This window comes from Corynebacterium tuberculostearicum SK141, assembly GCF_000175635.1.
Classification (GTDB): domain Bacteria; phylum Actinomycetota; class Actinomycetes; order Mycobacteriales; family Mycobacteriaceae; genus Corynebacterium; species Corynebacterium tuberculostearicum_C.
In genome coordinates this window covers 80,508-98,567 of the sequence record NZ_ACVP01000037.1, presented here as the reverse complement: position 1 = coordinate 98,567, position 18,060 = coordinate 80,508, and the positions used below count along the sequence as shown (strand labels likewise).

General features: G+C 65.4%; 19 protein-coding genes and 1 tRNA gene. 12 read left to right on the top strand and 8 right to left on the bottom strand.

All coding sequences use genetic code 11. The features are described from left to right. Positions 1-40: 40 nt before the first annotated feature. A tRNA-Thr gene (locus CORTU0001_RS10950) sits at positions 41-113 on the bottom strand. Between the two features lie 151 nt (positions 114-264). Here CORTU0001_RS10950 and thrE point away from each other — a divergent pair. From thrE to otsB, 5 genes are all read left to right on the top strand, one after another. Further along, positions 265-2,001 carry a threonine/serine exporter ThrE gene (gene thrE, locus CORTU0001_RS10945; RefSeq protein WP_005329986.1) on the top strand — a complete coding sequence of 579 codons (1,737 nt, stop codon included), beginning with the start codon at positions 265-267 and terminating at the stop codon, positions 1,999-2,001. An 86-nt stretch (positions 2,002-2,087) separates the two neighbouring features. Beyond that, complete coding sequence (locus CORTU0001_RS10940; protein WP_005329985.1) at positions 2,088-2,459, top strand: hypothetical protein; 372 nt, start codon at positions 2,088-2,090, stop codon at positions 2,457-2,459. Positions 2,460-2,473: 14 nt separating this feature from the next. Beyond that, positions 2,474-3,916 carry an alpha,alpha-trehalose-phosphate synthase (UDP-forming) gene (locus tag CORTU0001_RS10935; RefSeq protein WP_005329983.1) on the top strand — a complete coding sequence of 481 codons (1,443 nt, stop codon included), beginning with the start codon at positions 2,474-2,476 and terminating at the stop codon, positions 3,914-3,916. Further along, positions 3,913-4,434, top strand: coding sequence for an META domain-containing protein (locus CORTU0001_RS10930; protein ID WP_005325746.1), 522 nt, complete (start codon positions 3,913-3,915; stop codon positions 4,432-4,434). Before CORTU0001_RS10935 ends, CORTU0001_RS10930 begins: the two co-directional genes overlap by 4 nt. An 18-nt stretch (positions 4,435-4,452) precedes the next feature. Next, the gene (otsB, locus tag CORTU0001_RS10925; RefSeq protein ID WP_005329982.1) at positions 4,453-5,235 is read left to right on the top strand and encodes a trehalose-phosphatase; all 783 of its coding nucleotides are present in this window, start codon (positions 4,453-4,455) and stop codon (positions 5,233-5,235) included. Positions 5,236-5,261: 26 nt separating this feature from the next. Here otsB and CORTU0001_RS10920 read toward each other — a convergent pair whose 3' ends face one another. Next, positions 5,262-6,359, bottom strand: coding sequence for a LacI family DNA-binding transcriptional regulator (locus tag CORTU0001_RS10920; protein ID WP_208853871.1), 1,098 nt, complete (start codon positions 6,357-6,359; stop codon positions 5,262-5,264). A gap of 80 nt (positions 6,360-6,439) precedes the next feature. Between CORTU0001_RS10920 and CORTU0001_RS10915 the strand changes: the two genes are divergently transcribed. From CORTU0001_RS10915 to CORTU0001_RS10895, 5 genes are all read left to right on the top strand, one after another. Next, a complete protein-coding gene (locus tag CORTU0001_RS10915) occupies positions 6,440-7,405 on the top strand; it encodes a metal ABC transporter solute-binding protein, Zn/Mn family (RefSeq protein WP_239236026.1) in 966 nt (321 codons plus the stop codon). After that, a complete protein-coding gene (locus tag CORTU0001_RS10910) occupies positions 7,405-8,106 on the top strand; it encodes a metal ABC transporter ATP-binding protein (RefSeq protein WP_005329980.1) in 702 nt (233 codons plus the stop codon). The genes CORTU0001_RS10915 and CORTU0001_RS10910 overlap by 1 nt, the downstream gene beginning before the upstream one ends. After that, positions 8,084-8,998, top strand: a complete 915-nt coding sequence (locus tag CORTU0001_RS10905; protein ID WP_208853870.1) for a metal ABC transporter permease — start codon at positions 8,084-8,086, stop codon at positions 8,996-8,998. The genes CORTU0001_RS10910 and CORTU0001_RS10905 overlap by 23 nt, the downstream gene beginning before the upstream one ends. An 11-nt stretch (positions 8,999-9,009) precedes the next feature. Continuing rightward, positions 9,010-9,846 carry a CE1 family esterase gene (locus CORTU0001_RS10900; protein ID WP_005329978.1) on the top strand — a complete coding sequence of 279 codons (837 nt, stop codon included), beginning with the start codon at positions 9,010-9,012 and terminating at the stop codon, positions 9,844-9,846. A 63-nt stretch (positions 9,847-9,909) separates the two neighbouring features. Continuing rightward, on the top strand, positions 9,910-10,920 hold the full coding sequence (locus CORTU0001_RS10895) for an HNH endonuclease signature motif containing protein (protein ID WP_005329977.1): 1,011 nt from the start codon (positions 9,910-9,912) through the stop codon (positions 10,918-10,920). 15 nt (positions 10,921-10,935) lie between these two features. Here the strand turns inward: CORTU0001_RS10895 and rlmB are convergent, their stop codons facing one another. The 5 genes from rlmB to CORTU0001_RS10870 are packed head-to-tail and all read right to left on the bottom strand — an operon-like array spanning position 10,936 to position 15,092. After that, positions 10,936-11,883, bottom strand: coding sequence for a 23S rRNA (guanosine(2251)-2'-O)-methyltransferase RlmB (rlmB, locus tag CORTU0001_RS10890; protein ID WP_005329975.1), 948 nt, complete (start codon positions 11,881-11,883; stop codon positions 10,936-10,938). Positions 11,884-11,905: 22 nt separating this feature from the next. After that, a complete protein-coding gene (gene cysS / locus CORTU0001_RS10885) occupies positions 11,906-13,294 on the bottom strand; it encodes a cysteine--tRNA ligase (protein WP_005329969.1) in 1,389 nt (462 codons plus the stop codon). A 44-nt stretch (positions 13,295-13,338) separates the two neighbouring features. Next, a complete protein-coding gene (gene ispF / locus CORTU0001_RS10880; RefSeq protein ID WP_005329967.1) occupies positions 13,339-13,821 on the bottom strand; it encodes a 2-C-methyl-D-erythritol 2,4-cyclodiphosphate synthase in 483 nt (160 codons plus the stop codon). Then, complete coding sequence (gene ispD, locus CORTU0001_RS10875; protein WP_005329966.1) at positions 13,814-14,536, bottom strand: 2-C-methyl-D-erythritol 4-phosphate cytidylyltransferase; 723 nt, start codon at positions 14,534-14,536, stop codon at positions 13,814-13,816. The genes ispF and ispD overlap by 8 nt, the downstream gene beginning before the upstream one ends. Next, positions 14,508-15,092 carry a CarD family transcriptional regulator gene (locus CORTU0001_RS10870; RefSeq protein ID WP_005325718.1) on the bottom strand — a complete coding sequence of 195 codons (585 nt, stop codon included), beginning with the start codon at positions 15,090-15,092 and terminating at the stop codon, positions 14,508-14,510. The genes ispD and CORTU0001_RS10870 overlap by 29 nt, the downstream gene beginning before the upstream one ends. A 192-nt stretch (positions 15,093-15,284) precedes the next feature. Between CORTU0001_RS10870 and CORTU0001_RS10865 the strand changes: the two genes are divergently transcribed. Together CORTU0001_RS10865 and radA are read left to right on the top strand one after the other, a co-directional pair. After that, complete coding sequence (locus CORTU0001_RS10865) at positions 15,285-15,872, top strand: hypothetical protein (protein WP_005329965.1); 588 nt, start codon at positions 15,285-15,287, stop codon at positions 15,870-15,872. Positions 15,873-15,945: 73 nt separating this feature from the next. Next, complete coding sequence (gene radA, locus CORTU0001_RS10860; protein ID WP_005329963.1) at positions 15,946-17,316, top strand: DNA repair protein RadA; 1,371 nt, start codon at positions 15,946-15,948, stop codon at positions 17,314-17,316. Positions 17,317-17,319: 3 nt separating this feature from the next. On the opposite strand, the gene CORTU0001_RS10855 is transcribed toward radA, so the two are convergent. Further along, entirely contained in the window at positions 17,320-18,024 is a 705-nt protein-coding gene (locus tag CORTU0001_RS10855) for a flagellar basal body-associated FliL family protein (protein WP_005329961.1), read from the bottom strand. Positions 18,025-18,060: the final 36 nt, after the last annotated feature.

Here is an 18,060-nt window from a genome sequence, read left to right as displayed (position 1 = left end):
ACCCCCCTAACTGTTTATGCAGCTAGGGGGTAATCTTTTGAGCTGGAGACGAGACTTGAACTCGCAACCTACGCATTACAAGTGCGTTGCGCTACCAATTGCGCCACTCCAGCACCGCGGGAGAAATCCCGCTCGTTGCATAGTACCCGAGCACCGCCGCCGAGGGGAAAGCCGGTCCCCCATCTATGCATTGACAGGGTGCAGGGGCTAAAGTTCAGGCAGAATCTATCCCACATTCCCAGCGCTTTTTCGAGGGTTATTTCCGTGTCATTTTTGTCCGCTATGCGGGAGCGCCTGCGCGCTTCCTCGGGCCAGGTAGCCATCATCGACGCGGCTAAAGCCGCACCGCCGCCATCACCACTCGCCCCGGTCGATCTCACCGACGCCGCCCAGGTCAGCGGCGTTATGGAGATCGCCGCTCGCATTGGTGAAATCCTCATCGGAGCCGGCACCGCCAACTCGGATGCGCGCGCCCAAGTGCACCTGGCAGCGTCGTCGTATGGCTTGCACTACTGCCACGTGGACATCTTGATGAATACCATCACCATCCACACCACCATTGGCACCGGCGAGCAGCGCAAGAACCTGCACGTCTTCCGCGTGGTGCCGAGCATTGGCGTGGATTTTTCCAAGCTCGCGGCCGTCGATAAGCTCATTCGCTCCATCCACTCCGGCCAGATGCCGCCGGCCATGGCGGAGCAGCGCCTCGATGAGATCGACCGCATGCCCGCGCCCTATAAGCCGTCCACGGTGATGCTCGGCTGGGGCGCGATGGGTGGCCTGATTTCCATGATGCTCGGCGGCGACCTGCTCGTCGGCGTGGTGGCGTTTGTAGTCTCCGCGTTCATCATGGGCTTAAACGCCTGGTTGGCTAGTTACCGCCTGCCGCCCTTTTATCAGAATGTGGTCGGCGGATTTTTCGCCGTCTTCCCGGCCGCCATTTTGTACAACATCGCGGCCTCCTTCGGCATTAATTTCTCGCCCACGCAGATCATTGCCTCCGGCATCATCGTGCTGGTGGCGGGGCTGACGTTGGTGCAATCGCTTGTCGACGGCATCACGCGCGCCCCCGTGACTTCCTCCGCCCGCTTCTTTGAGGCGCTGCTATCTACCGGCGCCATCATCGCCGGCGTCGGTGTGGGCATCCAGATGGCCGATTCCCTGGGCTTTAACCTGCCGCCGCTGGCCACGCTGGCCCCGCCGGTCTACCACGAAATTCCGCTGCTAGTGCTGCTTGGCGGCACGGGTTCTGCTGCCTTTGCGCTGGCCTGCGGCGCGGCCTGGATTGAGATCACCATGTCCGGCCTTACGGCCGCGGCCGGCATGATTTTCTATTACTTCGTGGTGGTTTCCTTCGGCATCGGCCCGGTGATTGCCTCGGGCCTGTCTGCCGTGGTCGTCGGCCTGGCCGGCGGTTTGATGTCGCGCCGCTGGGGAATCCCGCCGCTTATCACCATGATCGTGGGCTATACGCCGATGCTGCCCGGCCTCATGCTCTACCGTGGCATGTACGCCTCGCTCAATAAGCAGATGATTACCGGCTTTACCAATATCGCGATGGCGCTGGCCATCTCCGGCGCCTTGGCCGCCGGCGTGGTACTGGGCGAGCGCGTGGCTCGCCGCCTGCGCCGCCCGCAGTATTTCCGCCCTTACTCCACCTTTAAGCGCATCGGCCGCTTCTCCTTCCACAAGGCCACGCACTTGGCCCGCAAGGCCCCGCGCATCCCGCGCGTGCCGATGTCCCCGTTTGCCCCGCGCGTCAATCGCCCAGAGCTACCACCGAAGCTCGGGCCGAAACCGCCGCAGCAACACCCGCGCCACGAGGCCCAAAACCATGCGCCACACACCCGCTCGGCCGCAGACCTATGGCCGGAGGATTCCCAGTGGCCGGCGCAGCCGCAGCAGCGCGAGAAGACCACCTATACCGTGCCCGGCACCGAAACGTTTCGCGCCCAGAAACCGGAGCAGCCAGGCCCCGAATCCGGACCCGAACGGCCCTAAACGCCGCCGGTAGCGTACAATATTTGCTCTGATAGCTTTTCTTGCAAGCGCTTAAGTAGTTTCCACAACGTTCAGGAGGACACGTCGTGCCACCCAAGGTCCAAGACACCCACCCACAGGCTGACCAGAATCACGCCCTTGAGGAGGAGACCTCCCGCGCAGCCCGCCGCATCGTGGCCACCTATGCGCAGGACTTCCTCGACGGCGTGACCCTGATGTCCATGCTGGGCGTGGAGCCAAAGGGCCTGGTGCACAAGAAGGTGCTGGCGGAGCAGGCCGACGCCGCTCCAAAGAAGTCGACCAAGAAATCCAGCAAGAAGGCCACGAAGAAGTCGACGAAGAAGTCCACCAAGAAATCGACGAAGAAGTCGACCAAGAAGGCTACAAAGAAGGCCACCAAAAAGGCGACGAAGAAGGCCTCCAAGAAGGCAACGAAGAAGTCCACCAAGAAGTCTTAAGTTATTCTTGCACCATGAGTGAGCGTGGCAATGACTTCGTGGTGGTGGCCAACCGCCTGCCGGTAGATCTAGAAACCCGGCCCGATGGCAGCCATACCTGGACGCCCTCACCGGGCGGTCTGGTCACCGCCTTGTCTCCAGTCCTCGAATCGCACCAGGGGTGCTGGGTGGGCTGGCCCGGTGTGGCCGATGCCGCACCAGAGCCCTTCCGCACCGATGCCGGCGTGCTGCTGCACCCGGTCAAGCTCACCGAGTCCGATTTCGAGGGCTTTTATGAGGGTTTTTCTAATGCCACCCTGTGGCCGCTCTACCACGATCTCATCGTCACCCCTACCTATGACCGCGATTGGTGGCACGCCTATCGCGAGGTCAACCTGCGTTTCGCAGACGAGGTAGCCGAGGTCGCCGCCGAGGGCGCCACCGTGTGGGTACAGGACTACCAGCTGCAGCTTTTGCCCGGCATCCTGCGCCAAAAGCGCCCGGATCTCACCATCGGATTCTTCCTGCACATCCCCTTCCCTTCTGCCGATCTTTTCCGCCAGCTGCCCTGGCGCGAGGAGCTCGTGCGCGGGCTACTTGGCGCAGACCTCATCGGCTTCCACCTGGAGGCCAATGCCCGCAACTTCTTGGAGCTTGCCCGCCGCCAGGGCCTCGACGTACAAGGCGAGGCCAGCACCCGCGAGGTCACCGCGCATATTCGCCTGCCGCAGGGGCGCACCATCGGCGTGGGCGCCTTCCCCATTTCCATCGCCGCGAAAGACTTTGCCGCGTTCACTGGAGAGGAGAAGGGGGACGTCGCCAAGCTGCGTAAAGAGTTGGGCTCACCCCAACGCATTATTTTGGGCGTGGATCGTCTCGATTACACCAAAGGCATCCTGCAGCGGCTGACCGCCTTTGAGGAGCTGCTGGACACCGGCGCGCTCGACCCGGAGGAGGTGACGCTGGTGCAGCTCGCCACGCCGTCGCGCGAGCGCCTCGACCACTACAAGGCCACCCGCTCCAAGGTGGAAGAGGCCGTCGGCCGCATTAACGGCCGCTTTGCCCGCGTGGGCCACCCGGTGGTGCACTACCAGCACCGGGGCGTGGCAAAGAGCCTCCTGCGCTGCTACTACCGCATGGCCGATGTCATGCTGGTCACTCCCTTCAAGGACGGCATGAACCTGGTGGCCAAGGAATACGTGGCCTGCCACGACGATGGCTCGGGCGCGCTGGTGCTCTCCGAGTTCGCCGGCGCGGCCGATGAGCTCAACCAGGCCTACCTGTGCAATCCCTTCGATATCGAGTCCGTCAAGGCCGCCTTGCTCAACGCGCTCAAGGCGCTTGACGACGCCCCCTCAACCATGACCCAGCGCATGCTCACCATGCACCAGCAGGTCACCGAGCACGACGTGCAGCTATGGTCCCAGTCCTTCCTGGGCTGCCTGCGCCAAGCAGAAGAACAGGGGGCGGGCGCATGATGTCTCGCTTTCCCCGCCTGGCCGCAGTGCCCATTGCCGCGACCTGCGCCGCCGCATTACTGGCCGGCTGCGGCTCCGGCGACGAGGAGCCCCAAGCCCCTGGCGATGAGCAGATCTTGGATAAGCAGTGGCAGGTAGTCTCCATCAACACCACCCCGGATGCCGCCTCCACCATCCCGGAATCCATCCCGCAGGCACCCACGTTGAGTTTTGGCCAATCCACGATGGTGGGCACCACCGGGTGCGCCCAAATGGTGGGCAAGGTGACCTATTCCGCCGATGATGAGCGCCAAAACATCCGCGAGGGCAACCGCCTCCACTTCGATGAGGTGGAGTTTGACGAGACCGCCGAAGATTGCCACGGCGCGTCCGTGTGGGCCGATAACCTGCTGCGCAACCTGATTTCCGCGGACCACGATTTTCACTACACCGTCAATTCCAATAACCAGCTCGTCTTGGAACTGGTCACCGATGAGGTGGACTCGCCGTCTATCAAGTTGGTTTCCCTGGGCGGTTAATTGCGTAGGCTGGAGGCCATGACGCTTTCAACTGCCATCAAGGCCCTTGCCGCCGCCGAGCACCTCGCGGTGGTCTCGGATTTCGACGGCACGCTCTCCCCCTTCGCCACGGCCATCTATGAGGTCGAAATGAACCAGGAATCACTGCGCGCCCTGGATAAACTGGCCCACCTGCCGGACACCACCGCGGCCGTGCTCTCCGGCCGCCACCTCGAAGGCCTCAAGCGCGTGTGCCCTCTGCGCGAGCCCGTTCTCTTCGGCGGCTCCCACGGCGCCGAGTCCTCGTGGGAGGACACGGAACTGACCCCCGCGATGCGCGAGCACCTCGCCACCAAGGAAGCCGAGATCCGCGCGATCATGGAGCGCTTCCCCGGCGCGGATATCGAGGTCAAACCCTTCCAGCGCGTATTGCACCTGCGCGCGCTCGAGGATTCCGATCCAGAAGCTGCCGCCCAAGCCTATGAAGCCGCCCTCGCGCTCGATCCGAGCGGCTTCCCCCGCACGGCCGGCAAGTCCGTGGTGGAGTTCTCCGCCACCCAGGCCACCAAGGGCACGTGGATTGAGAACCTGCGCGAGCGCACCGGAGCCACCGCCATGGTCTTCTTGGGCGATGACGTCACCGATGAGGACGGTTTCCGCGCCCTGCACCAGCCGCCAGACGTTGGCGTCAAGGTCGGCGAGGGCGATACGTCGGCCGTAGTGCAGCTTGCCGACGTCGACGCCGTCGCCCACTTCCTCACCGAGCTCGCCGCCGCCCGCGCGGCCCATGTCGGCCGCCCCGACAACGGCGGCGCTGCCTAACGCGCCGCTGCCTAGCGAAGCGGCACCTAGCGCGGCGGAGCCACCGTCCGCCCGGCCGCGAAGCTGGTCTGCAGCACGCGCCGTAGCATCGCGGCTTCGCTCGCGTCCGAGCCCTCCGCGCCGGCGATAAGCTTGGCGAGCATGTGGCCGGCGGCCGCGCCCTTGGCCTTATTGGGCTGGACGATCGTCGTCAAGCCAAGGCGCTGCGCCGCATCAATGCCGTCGAAGCCGGTAACGGACAGCTCGCCGGGGACGTCGATGCTCCGCTCGCGCGCATAGGTCATCACGCCCAGCGCCATGGAGTCGGTGGTGCACAGGACGGCGGTGAGGTCTGGGTGGGCGTCGAGAAGCAACTGCGCGGCCGCACGCGTGGTCTGCGCATCGTTGATGTGCTGGGTAACCACGGGCACGGTCTCGGGCGCGATGCCCGCCTGTGCAAAGACGTCCATGGCTCCCATGACCCGGGCGCGCTGCACGTGCATATCGGCGCCCTGGAGCTCACCCCACGAAATGGGGCCATCGTGGCGCTCGCGCTTGAGGCGAATCGCCAGCACGCCGATCTTGCGGTGGCCGGCCTCCACCAGCGCGCGGGCGGCCGGGGCAATCGCCGCGCGGTCATCGATGCCCACGAACGGCAGGCCCGAATCCGTCGGCTGATCGCAGACCACCACCGGCAGCCCGCGGCCGCGCGCCGCCTCGAGGTAGGCGTCCCCGGCCGCCACGGAGTAGACCACAAAGCCATCCACCGCGGCCGAGCCCACCAGGCTGGCCGCCTCCGCCTCGCCCTCCGGGCCGGCGGGGATGAGGGTGAGCGTGGTCTGCGCGCCGGCCGAGGCTTCTGCCATGCCGGCCAGGAAATCCACCGAGGCCATGTCCTCGAAGGCATAGGACAGGTGCTCGGTCAGCAGCACGCCCACCGAGCCCGCGCGGCGGGTGCGCAGGCTGCGGGCCGTGGGGTCCGGCCCGGGGTACCCGCGCGCCTTCGCCGCCGCCAGGATGCGCTCGCGCGTTGCGGCCGAAAGCTGATCCGGCCGGCTATAGGCATTGGAGACCGTCGTGCGCGAAACACCCAGCTCGGCGGCCAGCGAGGCCAGCGTCTTGCGGGTGGGGCTGCGTTTCACCATGACCGCAAGCATACCCTGCGGCCGTATTTTCAATACATATTCAATTGACAATGGTTCCCATCAAACGCACACTGGAAACTATGCATACCTCACTTCGCGCATCCGCAGCCCTCCTCGCGGCCGGTGGCCTCCTGCTGACCGCCACCGCCTGCTCTTCCGACACCGAGGACTCGGCCGCCGAGCCGGGCGCCCAGAAGAAGATTTCCATCGTCGCGTCCACCTCCATCTGGGCCGACGTCGCCCAAGCCGTGGCCGATACCGCCTCCGGCGTGGACATCGAGGTCAAACCCATCGTCGAGGGCAACGGCGTTGACCCGCACCACTTCGAGCCTTCCGCGGCCGATATCGCCAAGGCCGAGGACGCGGACCTGCTCGTGGTCAACGGCGGCGGCTACGATTCCTGGATTTACCAGGCCGTTTCCGATCAGGACAACATCGTCTCCGCCCTGCCGCTCACCGACCACGGCAAGCTGGCCGATGACCCCAATGTCATGACCATCGACGCCGCCAAGGCCACCGCCAAGAAGGACCCGGAGAAGGTCACCAACATCGAGGGCAACGAGCACATTTGGTACGACCCGGCCGCGCTCGACGAGGTCGCAGGAAATATCGCTGACCAGATCAACGAGCTCAATACCGATGCCAACGCCAGCACCGAGCGCGTGGATTCCCACGTCGACCGCCTGCGCGACAAGCTCAAGGAACTGCCGGGCGATCTCTCCTACGCGCAGACCGAGCCGATTGCGGACTACATCATGAAGTACACCTCCGGCAAGGACGTCACCCCGGAGGGCTACCGCAAGGCCACCATTTCTGAGGGCGAGCCCACCGCGGCCGACCTCGCCGCTTTCACCAAGGCCATCAAGGAAGACAAGGTAGACCTGCTCATCTTTAACCCGCAGACCGAAACCGATACCGCCGGCCGCATCAAGTCCGCCGCGGAGGATGCGGACGTCTCTATCGTCGAAATCGGCGAAACCCCGCCGGATGGCAAAGAATTCTGGACCTACTATGACGAGGTCACCGATTCCCTGGGGAAGCTCTAGTGCTCATCCACTTTCATGACGCAGCGGTTGCCCCGCTGTGGTCCAGCCTTAACCTCGCCGTTGACCGCGGCGAGTTTATCGCCGTTTTGGGCCCCAACGGCGTGGGCAAATCCACCCTGCTCGGCACCATCTTGGGAACCCGCAAGCTCACGGCCGGCAGCGTCGACGTTAACTGCCGCGTCGGCTTCATCCCGCAACAACGCATGTTCCCGGCCGACCTGCCCCTGCGCGCCCGCGACTTAGTCTCGCTCTCCCTGGCACACGGCGCTTTCCGACGCCGCCGCCCGCCCCGCCATCGCGTCGACGAGCTCCTCGCTGAGGTCGGTGCCACCGGCCTGCGCGACCGCCGCGTCGGACAGCTTTCCGGCGGCCAGCAGCAGCTTATCCGCCAGGCCCAGGCGCTGGCCAATGACCCCGAGCTCATCCTCGCCGACGAGCCGCTGCTCTCGCTCGACCCGGCGCGCCAGCAGGCCACCGTGGACAAGCTGGATGCGCTGCGCCGCGAGCGCGGCACCTCCATCATGTTTGTCACCCACGGAATCAACCCGGTGCTCGGCGTGACCGATAAGGTGCTCTACCTCGCCCCCGGCGGCCATACCTTCGGCACCGTGGATGAGGTCATGCGCTCCGATGTCCTTTCCGAGCTCTACGGTTCCAAGGTCAACGTCTTAAACGTCGATGGGAGGCTCATCGTTGTCTAGCTTTATGGAAGACACCCAGTACTTGCTCAGTGTGGATTTTGTACAGTCCTCGCTCATCGCCTCCGCGCTGCTGGGCATCCTGTCCGGCGTGATGACCTCGCTCATCGTGTTGCGCCAGATGTCCTTTTCCGTCCACGCCACCTCCGAGCTCGCGCTCATGGGTGCCTCCGCCGCACTGCTTTTCGGCCTCAACCTCGGCTTCGGCGCCGTGGCCGGCGCCATCGTGGCCGCCATCATCCTCGCCGTACTGGGATTCAAAGGCCAGCAAGACAGCGCCATCGGCGTGGTCATGAGCTTTGGCTTGGGCCTCTCGGTGCTGTTTTTGCACCTCTACCCCGGCAACGCGAATACCGCGATGACGCTGCTGACCGGCCAGATCGTCGGCGTCTCTTCCGCCTCGGTATGGCTCTTGGCCGCGACCACCGTGGTCATCCTCGCCGCCGTAGCCATCCTGTGGCGGCCCATGCTCTTCGCCTCGGCCGACCCGGTCATGGCCCAGGCCGCCGGCGTACCCACCCGCTTCATTTCCGTCGCCTTCGCCGTGCTCGTAGGCTTGGCGGCCGCGCAGTCGGTACAAATCGTCGGCTCGCTGCTCGTCATGGCGCTGCTCATTACCCCGGGTGCGGCGGCCGTGCAGATTACCTCCTCGCCCCTGCGCGCGGTCATGTGGGCCACCATTTTCGCCGAGGTCTCGGCCGTCGGTGGCTTTGTCTTATCGCTCGCGCCCGGCCTTCCGGTCTCGGTCTTTGTTACCACGATTTCTTTTGTCATTTACCTGGTGTGCCGCCTCATTGGCTGGCAGCGCAATAAAAAGGCGGTGCGCGACGAGGTCGCCGCAAAGCGCTTCCACGCCGACTGCCACAGCACCGCCGAAGAGCACCACGCCGACTAGACTGGGCGGCTATGCACGTACACCGCCGCACCGCGGATGTGGATGGCCGCACCCGCCGCTTTCTCGTCATCGCGCCGGATAACCCCGGCCCGCGCCCGAACCTCTTGCTCTTCTTCCACGGCTCGCTGCAGTCCGGAAACGTGATGCGCCGCTTTACTAACGGCACCTTCGACGAGCTTGCTGATGCCACCAATACCGTCCTCGTCTACCCCGACGGCGTCGACCGCCATTTCAACGATTGCCGCAGCATCCTGCCCGTCACCGCCCGCGCGGAGAACGTGGACGACGTTGCCTTCGCCGCCTACCTCGTCGAGGAGATGCAGCGCGAATTCGGCACCGCCCGTACCTTTGCCTGCGGCTATTCCAACGGCGGGCAGATGGTGCTCCGCTTGCTTTTCGACGCCCCCTTTAGCCTCACCCGCGCTTGCATCTTCGCCTCCACCCTGGGCGAGGGCGATAACCACGCGCCCAGCAACCCGGCCGGCTACCGGCCCACGCCGCTGCTGTTTTTCCACGGCACCGCCGACCCGTACGCGCCATACGAGGGCGGGGTCGCCGGGCTGGACGCCGAGCGCACCCGCGGCCGTGTGCTTTCCGCCCCGGCCACCGCCGAGCACTTCGCGCTGGCCAATGGCTGCCAGCCACCCCGCGACTACCACCCCACCGCGGATGTCACCGCCACCGCATACGACGGCGATTTCCCCGTCGAGCTGTGGACCATGGAGGGCCTCGGCCACGTGATTCCCTCTAGCATGAAAACCGACCCACGCATAGGCCCAAATACGGATTCCTTCCGCGCTGTGGATAAAGTCCGTGAGTTCTTCGGCCTCGACGACGCGCAGGCCTAGTTATCCACAGCTGCGCGCCACGCACCGCGCGCCGGCGTGCACCCGCACTTAACGTGTGGAGCCGTGAACGCGCTACAGAATTTCTTGACAGGCCTGGCCGCCGGCATGGACATTATCGCCGACTGCCACGGCCTTACTAAGCGCGCGCTTATCGACGCCGGCTGCCCCGACACCACCGCCGCCCGCCTGCTTGCCCTCGCCGATACCTACTTCGGCCCCACCGCCTTTAGCCGCCTCCAGCGCGGATCCATCACCGCGGCCCGCACCAACGAGCACAGCCTCACCGCGCTGCTGGCCATCGAGCGCCACGCCACCAAGCTGAAGAATAAGCGCCAGGCCTGGGCGCTGCGGCGGGAGCTGTGTGGGATGAAGGGGGATGCGTCGGACGTCGACAAGCAGGGGCGCAAGCGCGTGCGCGAGATTAAAGGTCCGCCGCAGCGCAAGCCCGGAGTCAAGCTCTACCGCCGCGCCGATGGGCCGTGGACCATGACGATTACCGGCAAGTCTGCGGACATCGCGGATATGCACGCCGCGCTCGATAAGGACGCCCCGCTCGATTCGGTGCGCAAGATTTTTCAAGGCGACGCCGCCGCTTCCCGCACGGCCGTGACCACCAATGTGGTGCTGCGCCTGGACGAACTCGACCGCGTCGTCGACACCGCCGGCGATGACATCACCCTGCAGCTGACCAATGGTGCCCGAATGACCGGCGCGGACCTAGTGCGCCGCGCCTTTACCGCGCACGGCTACGTCACCTTGATCCACCCCGTGAGGGGCCCGGTAAACCTGTACCGCAGCGAGCGGCTCGCCTCGCCGAAGCAGCGCACGATGGCCGCCGCGGAAAACCCCACCTGCCCGTGGCCGCAGTGCAATTACCCCGCCGATGAATGCCAAGTCCACCACCTCACCGCGTGGCGCCACGGCGGCGAGACCAACCCCGAAAATCTCACCATCGCCTGCCCGTATCACAACGGCGTCAACGACGATGATCCCAACGCCCCGCCGCTGCGCGGCCGCCTGGCCAGGGTGGATGGAACCATTAAGTGGCTGCCACCCTGGGCGGAAAGCGACTAGAAACCTCGCCGGAGGTTACTGGGCCGCGCGGCGCTGGCGTGCGAATTCGGAGAGCACGGAACCGGCCGCGACGGAAGCATTGAGGGACTCGACCCAGTCGGTCATCGGAATGGACATGATGACGTCGCAGTTCTCGCGCACGAGGCGGGAGATACCCTTGCCCTCGGAGCCGATGACGATGACCACGGGATCCGTCGCGCCGTTATAGGTGTCCAGCGTGTGCTCGCCGCCGGCGTCTAGGCCGATGACCTGGTAGCCGCTCTTTTGGAATTGCTGCACGGTGCGGGTGATATTCGTCGCGCGGGCAACCGGCAGGCGCGCCGCCGTGCCGGCCGAGGTACGCCACGCCACCGCGGTTACGGAGGCGGAGCGGCGCTCAGGAATGATGACGCCATCGCCGCCGAAGGCCGCCACAGAGCGGATGACCGCGCCGAGGTTGCGCGGGTCGGTGATGTTATCCAAGATGACGAACATGCCTGGGCGTGCGTTCTCGGCCGCACGGGCGATGAGCTCATCGACATCGGCGTACTTATACGGCGGGATCTGCAACCCGATGCCTTGGTGCATGCCGTTACCGGTCATGCGGTCCATCTCGTGGCGCTGCACCTCGATGATGGGGATATTGCGGGTATTGCACATGGCCACGGCCTCGGACAGTCGCTTGTCGTTGCGGGTACCGGCCACGATGTAGAGCGTGGTGGCCGGCACCTTGGCGTGCAGGCACTCGATGACCGGGTTGCGGCCCACGACCATCTCGGCGGTCTCTTTCTGGTGGCGGCCGGAGTTGCGGCGGTCGCGCTCCAGCTTGGCCTTGTGCTTGGCGTGGTAGATGCGGTCCTCTGCCTTGGGCGTCGGGCCCTTACCGGCCAAGCCCTTGCGGCGCTGACCGCCGGAGCCCTTGGTTGCGCCCTTCTTATTGGTCTTGCGGATTCCCGCGCCACCGCGGCCGTGGGTACGTGCCATAATTTATGTCCTTTCGGAGTGCTTAACGCTGCGCCAGCGACCAGGTCGGGCCGTCTGGGGTATCGGTGATGGTGATGCCGGCGGCCGCGAGGCGGTCACGGACGGCGTCGGCAGTAGCGAAGTCCTTATCCGCGCGCGCCTGGGTGCGCCGCTCCAGCTCAGCGTGTACCAGCGCATCCAGCGCGGCATCCGCCCCGCTAGCTTGCGCTCCATCTTCCCACTCCAGCGGGTCAAAACCAAGTACGTGCGCCATCGCGCGGACCTGGCCAGCCAGCGTGCGTGCCTCGGCCTCATCGCCGGCCGCGAGCGCCTTATTGCCAGCGCGGACGGTGGTGTGGATTTCCGCCAGGGCCTTGGGCACCGCGATGTCATCATTCATCGCGTCTGCAAAGCCCTGCGTCCACTCGCCAAGCTCCAGATCGTCAAAGTGGCCGAGGAAGTCCTCGATGCGGCGGTAGCCAGCGGCGGCCTCGGTCAGCGCGGTCTCGGAATACTCCAGCACGGAGCGGTAGTGTGCCGAGCCCAGGTAGTAGCGCAGCTCCACCGGGCGCACCAGCTCCAGCATATTCGGAATGGACAACACGTTGCCCAGGGACTTCGACATCTTCTCGCCTGACATCGTCACCCAGTGGTTGTGCATCCAGTAGTTGGCGAACTTATCGCCGGCCGCATGCGACTGCGCGATTTCGTTCTCGTGGTGCGGGAACTGCAGGTCTAGGCCGCCGCAGTGGATATCGAAATTAGAGCCCAGATAATAGGTGGACATGGCCGAGCACTCCAGGTGCCAGCCAGGGCGGCCGTCGCCCCACGGGGTAGGCCAGCTGGGCTCGCCCGGCTTCGCGGCCTTCCACAGGGCAAAGTCCTGCGCGCCGCGCTTGGCGGAATCCTCGCCCTCGCCCTGTTCCATTTCCTCTACCTTGTTGCCGGACAGCGAACCATAATCGGAGCCTTCGGCCTTGGTCCACGCGGCAACGTCAAAGTAGACGGAGCCATCGGCGGGGTAGGCAAAGCCGGCGTCGATAAGCCGTTGCATATAGTCGACCATCTGGGTGACAAAGCCGGTTGCGCGCGGCTCGACAGAAGGCGGGATAACGCCCAGGGTGTTATAGGCCTTGGTGAACTCGCGCTCATAGGTGGACACCCATTCCCACCAGGGGCGATTATTCTCGGCCGCCTTGGTGAGGATCTTGTCATCGATATCGGTGACGTTGCGCACCAGGGCTACGTCATAGCCTTGGGCGAGCAGCCAGCGGCGCAGGATGTCGAAGGCGACACCGGAACGCAGATGCCCAATGTGCGGTTGGGCCTGCGGGGTGGCGCCGCACAGATAAATCGAGGCGTGGCCGGGGCGAATCGGATCGAAATCGCGTTGGCTGCGGGTGGCTGTGTCATAAATGCGCAAAGTACTCACGCCACCCAGTCTAATTGACGCGTGCGCGGGGTTAGTGTGGTGGGCTAGGCGCGCCAGACTACCGCCGTGGCAACCGCCGCGCGGCCCTCCTTACGGCCGGTAAAGCCCATATGGTCCGTCGTGGTGGCAGAGACGGACACGGGGGCACCAAGGATTTCGCTCAGTACCGCTTCGGCCTCTTCGCGGCGCGGGCCCATCTTGGGGGTCTGGCCGATGAGCTGCGCTGCGGCGTTGCCGATGATAAAGCCTTCGGATTCGAGGAGTTCGCGGCATTCGCGCAGCAGTTTCGCTCCGGATACGCCGTCGTATTCGGGCCGGCCGACGCCCACGAAGGAGCCGAGGTCGCCGAGGTGGGAGGCGGATAAGAGGGCGTCGACAAGCGCGTGCGCTACCACGTCGCCATCGGAGTGGCCCTCGCAGCCAGCATCGCCCTCGAAGAGCAGGCCGGCGATCCAGCAGTCCTTGCCGGCCTCGATCTGGTGGGCGTCGGTGGCGATGCCAACACGCGGGATAATCGGGTTAGTCATGGGTCTCCTCAGTCAGGGCGTGGGCCAGGGTGAGATCGATGGGCGTGGTGATTTTGAACGCCAGGGTATCGCCTGGCACGGTCGCCACGTGCTCGCCGTGCCATTCCATGAGGCTGGCGTCATCCGTAGCGGTGAATTCGGGCTGCTCGGCCCAATAATCGAGGTTGGCCTGGCGCAGCGCGGACAGGCGGAAGGCCTGCGGGGTTTGCACGGCGCGCAGGCGGGAGCGGTCGGGAGTGCTCACTACGGCGTCGGCCGCGACTTCCTTGATGGTATCGGCCACGGGAACCACGGGCACGGCCGCGGGGGCGCCTTCGAGCACACGCTTAGCGACGCCCCGCACCATCACCGGCGGAGTCAGCGCCCGGGCTGCATCGTGGATGAGCACGACGGCGTCGTCGTCGGGGATTGCCTGGAGGCCGGCCCACACGGAATCGGCGCGCTCGCTGCCGCCGTGCACGAGGCGGATGGGCGCGGCGTCGATGCGGCCGATGATGCGGGCGGCCTCGGGTTCCATATCTGGGCTGACCAGCACAATGACCTCATCGACCACGCCGGAGGCCAGCAGCGCGCGTACGGAGCGCTCCAGGAGGGTGCGCCCGCGCAGCTCGACATAAGCCTTGGGCACCTCGGCACCGAGGCGGGTGCCCTGGCCGGCGGCCGCGATGAGCGCGATGACGCGCGGTTTAGTCTTCGTCGTCGAAGGAGAGGTCATCGAGATCGATGTCGTTGTCGATATCGGTGGTGATGGACTTATCGTCTACCAATCCGGCCGCGCGATGGCGCTCGATGGTGGCATCGATCTCTTCCATCATGGTGTCGGCCTTCTTCTCGTCGACCGGCTTGGCCAGCGCGAGCTCGCCCACCAGGATGGTGCGGGCCTTGCCCAGCATGCGCTTCTCGCCGGCCGAAAGGCCACGGTCCTGGTCGCGACGCCATAGGTCGCGAACGACCTCGGCGACCTTATTGATATCGCCGGAGGCCAAGCGCTCCTGGTTAGCCTTATAACGGCGGGACCAGTTGCCAGCCTCTTCGACGTCCTCGTCACGCAGCACGGAAAAGACCTTTTCTAGGCCCTCCTTGCCCACGACGTCGCGCACGCCGACGTTATCGGCGTTCTTGATGGGCACGCGGACGACTAGGTCGGACTGGTTGATGTGCAGCACCAGGTATTCCAGCGTCTCGCCACCCATCTCGCGGGTCTCGATGTCCTCGATGACGGCCGCACCGTGGTGCGGGTAGACGACGACCTCGCCGACCTTATACTCCATTGCCACTCCTTGTGTTCCCGATTTATCCCGGTTGACTAAGGCCGCCATTTTATCACGAGCGGCCGCCCCGCCTGCGGATACCCCCGTATACCCCCACGGTCTACCCGCCCGGTTTGGGACTAACTGTGTACTTTATTGCCAAAGGGACTAGGCTAAAGCGTTGACAAGCCCTGTGATCGCAATTGATGGAGGATGCTCAACGTGCAGTCCCTGAAGTCCGCCGCCCGCCGCGGTGCCATTATTTCCGTAACCGCCGTCTCCGCTCTGGCGCTGGCTTCTTGCTCGGCGGGCCAGGTCGCCCAGACCGCCGAAAAGGTGGCTGCGGTCGATGGCGCTTCTGCAAGCACGGAAGACAACAAGGTTGCGGTTCGCGATGTCACCATCCTGGTAGAACCGGACGGCTCCGCTGCCCTGAAGTTCACCGCCGTAAACCAGGGCTACGACACCGATGTCATCTCCCTGGAGTCCGTCAAGGTCGACGGCCAGCGCGTCGAGATGGACAAGGCTCAGCCACTGCACCGCGACCAGTCCATCATCGCGGATTCCCAGAAGAACCTGGACGCGACCACCCAGCAGGATTCCGAGACTGTCCAGTACATCGCCACCTCCCTGAAGAACGATGACTTCGGCTACGCCGGCAGCCGCCCGGTTACCTTCGAATTCTCCAATGGTTCCATCGACGTGGACGCCACCATTGCCGCCACCCAGATGCAATCCGGCGAGTTCGACCGCGACGTCGAGTCCTCCGAGGGCTACTCCTCCGAGGCTCCAAAGAACTAAGCCCCGCCGCCCCAAAGTCTCGCCTCCAGCCCGTTTCGGGCCGGGGGCGTTTGCGTGTTTTAGGCTAGAGGCCATGGCCAAGAAATCTCGCCCCATCCACACCTGTTCCGAATGCGGCTACGTCTCGCCGAAATGGCTCGGCCGCTGCCCCGACTGCGGGTCCTGGGGCACGTTGGAGGAAAGGGCGCCGGTGGTGGCAGGGCCTGGGACAGCGGGGACGTCGGCAAGCAAGGGCGTAGCGCCGTCGAGCCCGGCGCAGCCGATTACCAAGATTGGGGCGCAGGCGACCAAGACGGTGCGCACCGGCATCGGCGAGCTCGACCGCGTGCTAGGCACCGGCATTGTGCCCGGCTCAGTGGTGCTCATGGCCGGCGAGCCCGGCGTGGGCAAATCCACGCTGCTGCTGGAAGTAGCCTCGCGGTGGGCCCAGCTCGGCCGCACCGTGCTCTATGCGACGGCCGAGGAATCCGCCGGCCAGGTCCGCTCCCGCGCCGAGCGCACCGGGGCGCTGCAGGAATCGCTGTACTTGGCGGCCGAGTCCAACTTGGATGCGGTCTTTGGGCACGTGGATAAGCTCAAGCCGAGCCTCATCATCGTCGATTCGGTGCAGACCATGCACGCCGTGGGGGTGGAGGGCGTATCGGGCGGCGTGGCGCAATCGCGCGCGGTAACGGCCGCGCTGACTTCGCTGGCGAAGTCCACCGGCATTCCGGTGCTGCTGGTGGGCCACGTGACCAAGGACGGCAACGTGGCCGGCCCGCGCGTGCTGGAGCATCTTGTCGACGTCGTCTTGAACTTCGAGGGCGACCGCCAATCCAGCCTGCGTATGCTGCGCGGCATCAAGAATCGCTTTGGCGCTACCGACGAGGTGGGTTGCTTCGAGCAGACGGCCGGCGGCATTCGGGAAGTCGCGGACCCTTCCGGGCTGTTTCTCTCGCACCGCGGCACGACGCCGGATGGCTCGGCCGTGACGGTCGCGATGGACGGCGTGCGGCCGATCCTCGCAGAGGTGCAGGCGCTGACGGTGGACCCGGTGGCAAAGAACCCGCGGCGCGTGGTGACCGGGCTAGATTCCAACCGCGTGCCGATGGTGCTCGCGGTGCTGCAGGCGCGTGCGGGCCAGCGCACCAACGATAAGGATGCTTATGTCGCCACGGTGGGCGGCATGCGGATTACGGAGACCGCCACGGATCTGGCGGTGGCGCTGGCAACGTGGTCCTCGCTGCACGAGCAGCCGCTGCCGGCCAAGACGGTGGTCATCGGCGAGGTGGGCCTGGCCGGCGAGTTGCGGCCGGTGCCCAATGTGGAGCGGCGCTTGATGGAGGCCGCGCGGCTGGGCTACAAGCACGCGATTGTCCCACGCGGGGATATCGAGCCGGTAGAGGGCATGCGTGTGCACCAGGCCGGGACGCTGGGGCAGGCCATCGCCGCGGTGTCGAAGTAGCGCCTAGCGCAGCGTGAAGTCCTGCGGCGGGGAGGAGTTATCGCCGATGACGGTGTGGGCGAAGTAGGCCCCAGGTTCGGCCGCGGGGCGGTCGGTGCACTCGCCCGGCTTGGAAGCCTGGCGGGACCATTCGGCCTCGAATTTCACGTCCTTGCCGGCCGGGAAGGTCTGCGAGCCGGTCTGCACGGAGGCGTAGCAATCCGTATCGGACCACACGCGCTGGTTATCGGCCATCTTGTAGACCTCGAAGCGCAGCAGGTTCTTATCTAGGTCGATTTTGCAGTCCGCGGCCGTGGGGTTGGTGACCGTCATGAAGAACTTCGGCAGCTCGCCCTCCGGCACGGAGTAGTTCAGCATGGAGGTGCGCACCTGGAGGTCCGCGAGGTCGCAGGTCTTCTTGGCCGCCTCGGAGCTTGCAGGCGCAGCGCTCAACTGCTCGCTTTCGGCCGCCTTGCTTTCCGATGCCCCCTCGGCCGAGGTCTCCGCAGCCGTCTCCGAGGCGGCTTCGGAGGTCTTCGGGGCGGCAGAAGACGAGGTCTGCTCCGGCGTGGGCGCAGGGGCGGCGGTATCGGCCGGCTCATCGCTACTGCCCCCGAAGGCGGCCACGGCCGCCCAGATCAGCACCACGGCCAGCACGAGCACGATGATGAGCGCCGCCACGCGGCGGCGCTTGTAGATCTCTTCAGGTAGGGGCTTTTTCTGCGTCACGCTGTCAATTTTAAGCGGTGGGTGCGGGCCGGTGCG

What these genes read in the sequence shown, in the direction of transcription:
- otsB (WP_005329982.1), top strand. Translation starts at nt 4,453, where the DNA reads ATGACGCTTTCAACTGCCATCAAGGCCCTTGCCGCCGCCGAGCACCTC.
- CORTU0001_RS10920 (WP_208853871.1), bottom strand. Translation starts at nt 6,359, where the DNA reads ATGGTGAAACGCAGCCCCACCCGCAAGACGCTGGCCTCGCTGGCCGCC.
- radA (WP_005329963.1), top strand. Translation starts at nt 15,946, where the DNA reads ATGGCCAAGAAATCTCGCCCCATCCACACCTGTTCCGAATGCGGCTAC.
- CORTU0001_RS10865 (WP_005329965.1), top strand. Translation starts at nt 15,285, where the DNA reads ATGCTCAACGTGCAGTCCCTGAAGTCCGCCGCCCGCCGCGGTGCCATT.
- ispF (WP_005329967.1), bottom strand. Translation starts at nt 13,821, where the DNA reads ATGACTAACCCGATTATCCCGCGTGTTGGCATCGCCACCGACGCCCAC.
- CORTU0001_RS10930 (WP_005325746.1), top strand. Translation starts at nt 3,913, where the DNA reads ATGATGTCTCGCTTTCCCCGCCTGGCCGCAGTGCCCATTGCCGCGACC.
- CORTU0001_RS10870 (WP_005325718.1), bottom strand. Translation starts at nt 15,092, where the DNA reads ATGGAGTATAAGGTCGGCGAGGTCGTCGTCTACCCGCACCACGGTGCG.
- CORTU0001_RS10905 (WP_208853870.1), top strand. Translation starts at nt 8,084, where the DNA reads ATGGGAGGCTCATCGTTGTCTAGCTTTATGGAAGACACCCAGTACTTG.
- CORTU0001_RS10900 (WP_005329978.1), top strand. Translation starts at nt 9,010, where the DNA reads ATGCACGTACACCGCCGCACCGCGGATGTGGATGGCCGCACCCGCCGC.
- ispD (WP_005329966.1), bottom strand. Translation starts at nt 14,536, where the DNA reads ATGACCTCTCCTTCGACGACGAAGACTAAACCGCGCGTCATCGCGCTC.
- CORTU0001_RS10935 (WP_005329983.1), top strand. Translation starts at nt 2,474, where the DNA reads ATGAGTGAGCGTGGCAATGACTTCGTGGTGGTGGCCAACCGCCTGCCG.
- rlmB (WP_005329975.1), bottom strand. Translation starts at nt 11,883, where the DNA reads ATGGCACGTACCCACGGCCGCGGTGGCGCGGGAATCCGCAAGACCAAT.
- CORTU0001_RS10915 (WP_239236026.1), top strand. Translation starts at nt 6,440, where the DNA reads ATGCATACCTCACTTCGCGCATCCGCAGCCCTCCTCGCGGCCGGTGGC.